We start from the raw sequence: 10,469 nt of genomic DNA on the forward strand, positions 1-10,469 counted from the left end.
GGAGCGGGCTTGCTCGCGAAGAGGCCGGTCATCCAGCATCACCGGTAACTGACACTCCGCGTTCGCGAGCAAGCCCGCTCCCACATTGGATTTGTGTCGTCACAACATCCATAGCCAACTCAAAACACTGTGTAGGAGCGAGCTTGCTCGCGATGAGGCCGGGATATCCAACATCAACAGTGTCTGACACACCGCCATCGCTGGCAGGCCAGCTCCCACAGTGGATTTGCGTCGTTCACAACATCCATGGCCCACACAAAACACTGCGGGCTTGCTCGCGAAGGCGGCCTCACGGATTCAACGCAATCTCGATCAACCGATGCACTTCCTCGACCGCCATGGGCGTCTCGGAAAACAGGATACGAAAGACGATGGGTGCAGCGATCATGTTGATCAGCCGATCAACACCGGGGCTGGCTTCATTCGGATAGCGATCCACAATGGCCTGCAATTGTCCGCCAATGATCGTGGCGCAATAGCTCGGTTTGAGGCTCGCTTGCACGTCACGCAGCATGCAGCGCCCCGGGGCTGAGCTCATTTCGTCCAGATACTGCTCCGCCCACGCCCGCAGGTCGCCTGCCAGGCTGCCGGTTCTGGGCGATTCGCTGTCCGGTTGCAGACGCGCCAGGGCGACGTCCGCCAGCAACGCCGACAAATCACCCCAGCGTCGGTAGATGGTCGACGGCGTGACCCCGGCCCGCGCGGCGATCTGCGGCACGGTGACCGTGGCGCGGTCCTGCTCTTCAAGCAGCTCGCGCACGGCGCTATGGATCGATTCCTGAACCCGGGCGCTGCGGCCTCCGGGACGTAAAGCGGGAGCGGTCATCACGTGTTTCCTGTATTGCGCCGGAGCCTGTGGCGATGCAACCCCGGGTTTTGAAAAGCCATGCATCGGACCTTAACACAAAGAATTTGCTTTAAGCGCAAGGCAGTAGCACACTCCGCAAAAGCAAAAAATTAGCTTTTGCGGAGTGTGCTCATGTCCAGTGTCCCATCCAATCGTGCCAGCCTGTGGTTCCTGGCAATCACCTTACTCAGTTTTCTGGCGGCTTCCACTGCGCCGACGCCCCTGTATCACCTCTATCAAGAGCAACTGCAATTCTCGGCCGCGGTTCTGACGCTGATCTTCAGCGTGTACGCCCTCAGCCTGCTGGTGGCGTTGCTGACGGTCGGTTCGCTGTCGGATTACCTGGGGCGCAAACCGGTGATTTTCGTGGCCGTGCTACTCAATATCCTGGCGATGCTGTTGTTTATCCACGCCGACAGCGTCACTTGGTTGATCAGTGCCCGGGTGCTGCAAGGGTTTGCCACCGGCATGGCCACTGCGGTGCTGAGTGCGACGCTGCTGGACACCGACCGCCAGCAAGGGCCGCTGATCAACAGCGTGGCGCCATTGATCGGCATGGCGCTGGGCGGATTGGGCTGCGGTTTGCTGGCCGAATTTGCCCCGGCGCCCCTGCATTTGACCTATTGGCTGCTGCTTGGATTGTTTGTGCTGCAGGCGATTTATGTCTGGCGTTTGCCTGAAAGTGTTTCGCCGCAACCCGGCGCCTGGGCGTCGTTGCGGCCCACCTTGCATGTGCCGGCCCAGGCGCGTTCGACCCTTTGGCGGGTATTGCCGCTCAACACTGCGACCTGGGCATTGGGCGGTTTCTTTGCCTCGCTGGCGCCTTCGTTGGTGCGGGCGGCCACCGGCTCGACCTCGAACCTGATCGGCGGCGCAACAGTGGCGACCCTGACCATGACTGGCGCGATGATGATTTTCTTCATGCGCAATCGCCCCGCCAGCCAGGCGCTGCGGCTTGGCGCAAGTTCCCTGCCGACGGGCGTGGCGCTGATTCTACTGGGGGTACACAGCGCTAGCCTGTCGCTGTTTTTCAGCGGCACCCTCGTCGCCGGTTGTGGTTTTGGCGCCGGTTTCCTCGGGGCCGTGCGCAGCCTGGTGCCGCTGGCCTTGCCCCATGAACGGGCCGGGTTGCTGTCGTCGTTCTATGTGCTCAGCTACCTGGCGTTCTGCCTGCCTTCGTTGTTGGCCGGTAACCTGTCGCACAGCTTCGGCCTGGTGGCGACCACCGATGGTTATGCGGCAGTGCTGATCATCCTGTCGCTGGGCGCATTGTTCGCGATGATGGTTCAGCGCCCGGCGACGACCTGCAGCGCCAACGTTGCGCCCTGAAGACTGCTTCAGCCACACAAAAACGGCGCCCCGCAGGCGCCGTTTTTTTTTTATCCGGATTCAGATCTGCGCGAACCCGCCGTCCACGAACAACTCGATGCCATTGATGAAGCTGCTGTCGTCCGAAGCCAGGAACACTGCAGCCTTGCCCACTTCAGCCGGCGCTCCGAGGCGGCCGATCGGTACCTGGCTTGCCAGGAAATCGAGCAGGCCTTGCTGTTGATCTTCAGGCGCGAGATCGGTCAGGCCTGGCGTGTGGATAGGGCCTGGGCTGATGACGTTGACGCGAATCCTGCGCGCCTTCAGGTCCAGCAGCCATGACCGGGCGAAGTTGCGCACCGCCGCTTTGCTGGCGCTGTACACACTGAAATTCTCGGTGCCTTTGGTGGCCGTGGTGGAGGCGGTGAGGATCACCGAGCCGCCGTCCTTGAGCAGGGGCAGGGACTTTTGCACGGTGAACAGCAGGCCTTTGACGTTGACGCCGAAAATGCGATCGAAGTGTTCTTCGGTGATCGCGCCCAGCGGCATCATGTCACCGCCCCCTGCGTTGGCGAAGACGATGTCCAGCGAACCCGCCCTGGTTTTGATCGCATCGAAAATCCGGTCCAGGTCTTCCAGCTTCGCCACGTCGCCCTGAATGCCAATGGCGTTCTGGCCGAGGCGTTGGACCGCGGCATCCAGTTCGGCCTGGCGGCGACCGGTGATGAATACGGTGGCGCCCTGATCAACGAACGCTTGTGCCGAAGCCAGGCCGATGCCGGTGGTACCGCCGGTGATCAATGCAACTTTGCCTTTGAGAGTGCTGCTCATGGGTTGAATCTCCGCAAGTGGTGTAGGAAGTGTTCGGCGTTGATGTTCGCCGTTGAACAAACTCTATGCCTGAAGATTCGGCGGAAAAATCATCTGAATCTGGTTTGTTTGTACATGGTTGTGGACAATAATCAGTGGGTACTGATTTGAGGATTCGCCATGAATCAATTGCTGGCCATGCGGGTGTTCGCTCGCGTCGTAGAAGCAGGCTCGTTTACCAAAGCCGCCGACTCGTTGAACCTGCCAAAAACTTCGGTCAGTAAACTGGTGGCCGAATTGGAGGAACACCTGGGCGTGCGATTGCTGCAGCGCACCACTCGGCGGCTGACGGTGACGGCGGACGGCATGGCCTACTACGAGCGTGCTTCGACGTTGATGGCTGAGCTGGATGACCTGGACGGCAGTTTCGCCAGCGCCCAGGGCCGTCCGCGGGGGCGGGTCCGGGTCGATGTCGGCGGCTCGGTGGCCTGCATGCTGATCATTCCGGCGCTTGCGGATTTCCACGGGCGTTACCCGGATATCCAGATCGATCTGGGTGTCAGTGATCGGCCGGTGGACCTGATCAGCGAAAACGTCGATTGCGTGATTCGCGGCGGGCCGCTGACCGAGATGACCCTGGCGGCGCGTCCATTGGGGCTGTCAAGTTGGACCACCTGCGCGGCGCCGGGTTATCTGGCGCGGTTCGGCACGCCGAACCACCCTCGGGAACTGGAGAAGCATCATCGGATTGTCAGCTATCACTCGGCACGGACCGGACGGGTGATGCCAGCGCGGTTCGAGCGCAATGGTGAAAAGGTCGAGGTGAAGGAGCGGGGCGTCGTCAGTGTCAATGAAAGCAATGCGCACCTGGCCGCGGGGCTGGCGGGGCTCGGGATCATTCACACCTTCAACTACACCGTGCAGCCGCATCTGGAGCGCGGTGACCTGGTGCCGATTCTTCAGGACTGGCAACCGCCGCGCTATCCGTTCCATGTCCTGTACCCGCCAAACCGTCACTTGAGTAATCGGGTCCGGGTGTTCATCGACTGGCTGGCGGAGCTGTTTGGCAGCATGGGTTGAGCATTTATCGATCAAGTCGATAACTTATAGAGATATTACCCGTTATATCGATATTCGATCCGGATCTATCATAGGTTCCACCTCACCAGAGGACAGGAGCCCACCATGACATGCCTCAACACCGCCAAGCCTGGCTTCAAGCCGTTCAGTCATCTGCAGCACCCGCGTGAAGTGATCCGTCAGTTCACCCCCAATTGGTTCTCCGCCACCATGGGGACGGGGGTTTTGGCCTCGGCACTGGGGCAGTTGCCCATAGACAACGTCTTTTTGCATGGCGTGGCCGAGGCACTTTGGCAGTTCAATATCTTGCTGTTCCTTGTGTTCGCCGGGCTGTATGCGGCGCGCTGGGTGATGTTTTTCGACGAGGCGCGGCGGATTTTCGGCCATTCCACGGTGTCGATGTCGTTCGGCACCATTCCCATGGGCCTGGCGACCATCATCAACGGTTTCCTGCAATTCGGTCTGCCTCGCTGGGGTGTCGGCGTGATCCCGTTGGTTGAAGTGTTGTGGTGGCTGGATGTGGCGATGTCCCTGGCGTGCGGGGTGTTGATTCCCTACATGATGTTCACCCGCCAGCAACACAGCATCGATCAGATGACCGCCGTGTGGCTGTTGCCGGTGGTCGCGGCGGAAGTGGCGGCCGCCAGCGGTGGCCTGCTGGCGCCGCACCTGGCCGACGCCCACGGGCAGTTGGTGATGCTCGTGACCAGTTACGTGCTCTGGGCGTTTTCGGTGCCGGTGGCGTTCAGCATTCTGACGATTCTGCTGTTGCGCATGGCGCTGCATAAACTGCCCCACGAAAGCATGGCCGCCTCCAGTTGGCTGGCGCTGGGGCCGATCGGCACGGGGGCGCTGGGCATGCTGCTGTTGGGCGCCGATGCCCCGGCGATCTTCGCCGCCAATGGTTTTGCCGGTGTCGGCGAGGTCGCGGCCGGGCTGGGGCTGGTGGCCGGCATTGCCCTGTGGGGCTTCGGCCTGTGGTGGATGCTCACGGCGCTGTTGATCACCCTGCGCTATCTGCGTGCCGGCATTCCATTCAATCTCGGCTGGTGGGGCTTCACTTTCCCGCTGGGCGTCTATTCTCTGGCAACGTTGAAATTGGCCAGCACGCTGCACCTGACGTTCTTCAGTGTCTTGGGCTGCATCCTGGTGGCGCTGCTGACGGTGATGTGGCTGATCGTCGTCAAGCGCACGCTGCAGGGGGCGTGGCGGGGCGAGCTGTTTGTCTCGCCGTGCATTGCAGGATTGAAGAAATAATCGCTGAAGATTAGGTAAGGTGTGGCCTGAATCGGCGCGGGGTATTCCAATAAAGTATCCACGCCGATGTTTACCCAACATCAGCCACACACCACCTGGGACACATGGACGATGAGTCACCCCTCGCAATTCACCTTGCTGCGCACACGGCGCTTCCTGCCGTTCTTCGTGACCCAGTCACTCGGGGCGTTCAACGACAATATCTTCAAACAGTCGCTGATCCTGGCCATTCTGTACAAGCTCAGCATCGAGGGTGACCGTTCGATCTGGGTCAACCTGTGCGCGCTGCTGTTTATCCTGCCGTTCTTTCTGTTCTCGGCGCTGGCCGGGCAGTTCGGCGAAAAGTTCGCCAAGGACGCGCTGATTCGGCTGATCAAGCTCGGTGAAATCGCCATCATGGCGGTGGGGGCGGTGGGCTTTGTGTTCGATCACCTGTCGCTGATGCTGGTGGCGCTGTTCGCCATGGGCACCCACTCGGCGTTGTTCGGGCCGGTGAAATACTCGATCCTGCCCCAGGCCTTGCACGAAGATGAGTTGGTCGGCGGCAACGGTCTGGTGGAGATGGGGACTTTCCTGGCGATCCTGGCGGGAACCATCGGCGCTGGGATCATGATGTCCTCCAGTCACTACGCGCCGGTGGTCTCCACGGCGATCATCGGCGTCGCCGTACTGGGCTATCTGGCCAGTCGCAGCATTCCGCGGGCCGCGGCGTCCTCGCCGCAAATGCGCCTGAACTGGAACATCTTCAGCCAGTCCTGGGCCACGCTGAAGCTCGGCCTGGGGCAAACGCCGGCGGTGTCGCGTTCGATCGTCGGCAACTCGTGGTTCTGGTTTGTCGGCGCAATCTACCTGACGCAGATCCCGGCCTACGCGAAGGAATGGATGCACGGTGACGAAACCGTGGTGACCCTGATCCTGACGGTGTTCTCGGTGGGGATCGCCGTGGGTTCGATGCTCTGCGAAAAGCTTTCCGGGCGCAAAGTCGAGATCGGCCTGGTGCCGTTCGGCTCGTTTGGCCTGACCGTGTTCGGTTTGCTGCTGTGGTGGCATTCCGGTGGGATTCCAGATAGCGCTGCCGGCCATGGGTGGATCGAAATCCTCGGCTTTGGCCACACCTGGCTGGTGCTGTTGGATATTCTCGGCCTGGGCGTGTTCGGCGGTTTCTACATCGTGCCGCTGTACGCCTTGATCCAGTCACGAACGCCCGAGAACGAGCGGGCTCGGGTGATTGCCGCCAACAACATTCTCAATGCACTGTTCATGGTGGTGTCGGCGATTGTCTCGATCATCCTGCTGAGCATGGCCAAGCTGTCGATCCCCCAGTTGTTCCTGGTGGTCTCGGTGTTGAACATCGGCGTCAACGCCTACATCTTCAAGATCGTCCCCGAATTCACCATGCGTTTCATGATCTGGCTGCTCAGCCATTCCATGTACCGCGTGGAGCATCGCAACCTCGATCTCATCCCCGATGAGGGCGCGGCATTGCTGGTGTGCAACCATGTGTCGTTCGTTGATGCGTTGTTGATCAGCGGCGCGGTGCGTCGGCCGATTCGCTTCGTGATGTACTACAAGATCTACAACCTGCCGGTGCTGAACTTCGTCTTCCGTACCGCCGGGGCGATTCCGATCGCAGGGCGGCATGAAGACATCCAGATCTACGAAAAAGCGTTCACCCGTATTGCCCGTTATCTGAAGGAAGGCGAGCTGGTGTGCATTTTTCCGGAAGGGAAATTGACGGCCGATGGCGAAATCAATGAGTTCAAGGGTGGGGTGACGCGGATTCTGGAAGAGACGCCGGTGCCGGTGATTCCTTTGGCGTTGCAGGGTTTGTGGGGGAGTTTCTTCAGCCGCGATCCGGACAAGGGGCTGTTTCGGCGGTTGTGGTCGCGGGTGACGCTGGTGGCGGGGCCGGCAGTCGAGGCGGCAGAGCCTGGGAAGTTGCAGCAGGTGGTGGGGGAATTGCGTGGCGCCGTTAGATAGTCGGCGTGTTTGATGGCCTCTTCGCGAGCAAGCCCGCTCCCACATTCGATCGCTTTTGTTCAGGAGAAAACGGTCGAAAGTGGGAGTGGGCTTGCTCGCGAAAGCGTCAGTGGCCTAAGTGCTGACTTTAAGGCCAACCAACCCGGCAACGATCAGCGCCACACTGGCCAATCGAATCAACGCCATCGACTCACCAAACAGAATGATCCCGGCAATCACCGTGCCCACCGCACCCACACCGGTCCAGATCGCATAGGCCGTGCCCAGTGGCAATTCCTTCATGGCAAGGCCCAGCAGGCCAAGGCTGATGGCCATGGCGGCGATGGTGAGGGCGGTGGGGAGCGGGCGGCTGAAGCCGTCGGAGTATTTCAGGCCGACAGCCCAGCCGACTTCGAACAGGCCGGCGAAAAACAGAATGATCCAGGACATGAAGACCTCCATCGATTGACGGGGTCGTCCCCAGATTAATGACTCGATCGAGCCGCGAGGTCGTCCTCGCGTTGCGCGATAGGGTGCCCAGCATTAATCCGGGGATCAAGTTTCATTTCAGTCGGCGGCCCTTTGCGCGGCGATTTCCCGATCCTGTTTCTCACTCATGCGGCGGAACCAGGTCGAAAGCAGAGCCCCGGAAATGTTGTGCCACACGCTGAACAACGCGCTGGGCACCGCCGCCAGGGGCGAGAAGTGCGCGCTGGCAAGGGCGGCGCCCAACCCGGAATTCTGCATGCCGACTTCCAGGGCCAGGGACTTGCGTTGGGCCAGCGGCAGCTTGAACAGGCGACCGGTGAAGTAGCCCAGCAGGTATCCGAAGCTGTTGTGCAGCATCACCACCGCCATGATCAACAGGCCGGACTCGGCGATCTTCGCCTGGCTGGCGGCGACCACGGCAGTGACGATGATCACGATGCTCACCACCGATACCAGCGGCAACACGTCCACGGCATGACGAACCTTGTCGCCAAGCAGGCGCTGGGCCACCACGCCCAGCACGATCGGCAGCAGCACCACTTGCAGGATCGACCAGAACAGCTCCATGAACGACACCGGCAGCCAGGCCGATGCCAGCAGCCAGATCAGCGCCGGGGTCAGCAGGGGGGCGAGGAGGGTGGTGACGGCGGCGATGGCCACCGACAGCGCCAGATCGCCCCGGGCCAGCCAGGTCATTACGTTCGACGAGGTGCCGCTTGGGCAGCAACCGACCAGGATCACGCCGACGGCGATTTCCGGTGGCAAATGAAACGCCTGGCAGAGCAACCACGCCACGCCACACCGGGCATGATCACGAAATGCGCCACGACGCCAAGCGCCACGCGCCAGGGATGGCGGGCGACTTCGGCGAAGTCTTCGAGTTTGAGCGTCAGGCCCATGCCGAACATCACCAGGCCCAGCAGTGGCACGATGGCGCCCTTGAGGCCGATGAACCAGGTCGGCTGAAGGAACGCCACGACGGCGAAAATCAGAACCCAGTAAGCGAAAGTGTTGCCGACAAAGCGACTCAATGCAGCCAGTGCGCGCATGGCTTTATCCTTATTATGATGAGAACCGAGTATCCAATGTGGGGGCGGGCTTGCTCGCGAAAGCGGTGGGTCAGTCAATAATAGGTCGACCGTAGACCGCTTTCGCGAGCAAGCCCGCTCCCACATTTTTAAATCAAAAGGCGTTATATGCCCTGCGGGGTTTCTTCACCACCCAACGCCTCGACCAGCGCCGGCAGGAAGTCACCGAAGGTCAGCATCATCAGGGTGAAGCTGGCATCCAGTTGGCCCAGGGCTTCGTCGCCACCGTCCTGTTCGGCCTGGTCTTGCAACAGGTCTTCGAACTTCAGACGCTTGACCACCATCTTGTCGTCGAGGACGAAGGACAGTTTGTCCTGCCAGGCCAGCGACAGTTGAGTGACTACTTTGCCGGTGCTCAGGTGCAGCTGGATTTCTTCGCTGGTCAGGTCCTGGCGCTTGCAGCGCACGATGCCGCCGTCTTCGTGGGTGTCGCGCAGTTCGCACTCGTCCAGCACAAAGAAATCGTCCGCGGCTTTCTGGGTGGTCACCCACTCGGTCATGGTGGCGGTCGGGGACATTTTCACGGTCAGCGGACGCACCGGCAGGGTGCCGATCACTTCACGCAGGGTGGACAGCAGGTCTTCGGCGCGTTTCGGGCTGGCCGAGTTGACCAGGATCAGGCCCTGTTTCGGCGCGATGGCAGCGAAGGTCGACGAGCGACGGATAAAGGCGCGGGGCAGGAAGGCCTGGATGATTTCATCCTTGATCTGGTCCCGTTCCTTTTTATAGACCTTGCGCATTTGTTCGGCTTCGATCTCTTCGACCTTTTCCTTCACCGCATCCCGCACGACGCTGCCGGGCAGGATGCGTTCTTCCTTGCGTGCGCTGATCAGCAGGAAGTCACCGCTGACATGCACCAGGGGCGCATCTTCGCCCTTGCCGAACGGCGCGACGAAACCGTAGGTGGTCAACTCCTGGCTTGCACATGGGCGCGCCAGTTTGGTGGCCAGTGCAGTTTCCAACGCCTCGGCATCAACAGGCAGATCTTGGGTCAGGCGATAGATAAGCAGGTTCTTGAACCACATGGGGTGAGTCTCTCCTTTATACAAAGGGGGGCATTATTGTCTTCCGGGTGCCATAGGCCAACCCTTCTCTAAGCCTTTGGAAGGCATGAAAAAATTAATTGAAAAAGTGCTTGCCAGAGGTAGGGGCGCTCCGTAGAATGCGCGCCACACCGAACGTGAAGGGTGATTAGCTCAGCTGGGAGAGCGTCTGCCTTACAAGCAGAATGTCGGCGGTTCGATCCCGTCATCACCCACCATTCGCATTCAGTGTTACGCGCAGCGGTAGTTCAGTCGGTTAGAATACCGGCCTGTCACGCCGGGGGTCGCGGGTTCGAGTCCCGTCCGCTGCGCCATATTCGGTAACCTGGAACACTGAACGCCAGGTCACCACGAAAAAACCCGCTGAGGCGGGTTTTTTTCTGCCTCAAGTTTGCATGTTGTACCCGCGGGATGCGTCGTTTCACCGGTTTTCGGATTTATTTGAAAAAAACTTCAATTAAATCAACACATTACGAAAACTTGTGGCATAATGCGCCCCGTAACGAAGCGAAGGGTGATTAGCTCAGCTGGGAGAGCGTCTGCCTTACAAGCAGAATGTCGGCGGTTCGATCCCGTCATCACCCACCA

Annotated in this window: 8 protein-coding genes, 3 tRNA genes and 1 pseudogene; 7 read left to right on the top strand and 5 right to left on the bottom strand. The window is 60.3% G+C overall.

The window, feature by feature from the left end:
- Positions 1-289 precede the first annotated feature (289 nt).
- On the bottom strand, positions 290-826 hold the full coding sequence (locus B0W55_RS26640; RefSeq protein ID WP_077048903.1) for a TetR/AcrR family transcriptional regulator: 537 nt from the start codon (positions 824-826) through the stop codon (positions 290-292).
- Positions 827-979: 153 nt separating this feature from the next.
- Between B0W55_RS26640 and B0W55_RS26645 the strand changes: the two genes are divergently transcribed.
- Positions 980-2,176: an MFS transporter gene (locus B0W55_RS26645; protein ID WP_077048904.1), complete on the top strand. Its 1,197-nt coding sequence runs from the start codon at positions 980-982 to the stop codon at positions 2,174-2,176.
- Between the two features lie 60 nt (positions 2,177-2,236).
- Here the strand turns inward: B0W55_RS26645 and B0W55_RS26650 are convergent, their stop codons facing one another.
- Entirely contained in the window at positions 2,237-2,986 is a 750-nt protein-coding gene (locus B0W55_RS26650) for an SDR family NAD(P)-dependent oxidoreductase (RefSeq protein WP_077048905.1), read from the bottom strand.
- A gap of 159 nt (positions 2,987-3,145) precedes the next feature.
- Between B0W55_RS26650 and B0W55_RS26655 the strand changes: the two genes are divergently transcribed.
- The 3 genes from B0W55_RS26655 to B0W55_RS26665 all read left to right on the top strand — a co-directional run bounded on the left by B0W55_RS26655 (position 3,146) and on the right by B0W55_RS26665 (position 7,282).
- Positions 3,146-4,045 (top strand): LysR family transcriptional regulator, encoded by a 900-nt coding sequence (locus tag B0W55_RS26655; protein WP_077048906.1) that lies wholly within the window; start codon positions 3,146-3,148, stop codon positions 4,043-4,045.
- 105 nt (positions 4,046-4,150) lie between these two features.
- Positions 4,151-5,302 carry a TDT family transporter gene (locus tag B0W55_RS26660; protein WP_077048907.1) on the top strand — a complete coding sequence of 384 codons (1,152 nt, stop codon included), beginning with the start codon at positions 4,151-4,153 and terminating at the stop codon, positions 5,300-5,302.
- Positions 5,303-5,413: 111 nt separating this feature from the next.
- Positions 5,414-7,282 carry an MFS transporter gene (locus B0W55_RS26665; protein WP_077048908.1) on the top strand — a complete coding sequence of 623 codons (1,869 nt, stop codon included), beginning with the start codon at positions 5,414-5,416 and terminating at the stop codon, positions 7,280-7,282.
- 114 nt (positions 7,283-7,396) lie between these two features.
- On the opposite strand, the gene sugE is transcribed toward B0W55_RS26665, so the two are convergent.
- From sugE to rdgC, 3 genes and pseudogenes are all read right to left on the bottom strand, one after another.
- Positions 7,397-7,711, bottom strand: a complete 315-nt coding sequence (sugE, locus tag B0W55_RS26670) for a quaternary ammonium compound efflux SMR transporter SugE (RefSeq protein ID WP_077048909.1) — start codon at positions 7,709-7,711, stop codon at positions 7,397-7,399.
- Positions 7,712-7,828: 117 nt separating this feature from the next.
- Positions 7,829-8,799, bottom strand: a pseudogene (locus B0W55_RS26675) (bile acid:sodium symporter family protein).
- Between the two features lie 143 nt (positions 8,800-8,942).
- A complete protein-coding gene (gene rdgC / locus B0W55_RS26680; protein WP_008060875.1) occupies positions 8,943-9,863 on the bottom strand; it encodes a recombination-associated protein RdgC in 921 nt (306 codons plus the stop codon).
- Between the two features lie 160 nt (positions 9,864-10,023).
- Between rdgC and B0W55_RS26685 the strand changes: the two genes are divergently transcribed.
- The 3 genes from B0W55_RS26685 (at position 10,024) to B0W55_RS26695 (ending at position 10,469) form a co-directional block, all read left to right on the top strand.
- Positions 10,024-10,099: transfer RNA gene (locus B0W55_RS26685), tRNA-Val, on the top strand.
- 19 nt (positions 10,100-10,118) lie between these two features.
- Positions 10,119-10,195 (top strand) — tRNA-Asp (locus tag B0W55_RS26690).
- A gap of 198 nt (positions 10,196-10,393) precedes the next feature.
- Positions 10,394-10,469 (top strand) — tRNA-Val (locus B0W55_RS26695).

Source organism: Pseudomonas sp. KK4, assembly GCF_001984065.1.
GTDB lineage: Bacteria > Pseudomonadota > Gammaproteobacteria > Pseudomonadales > Pseudomonadaceae > Aquipseudomonas.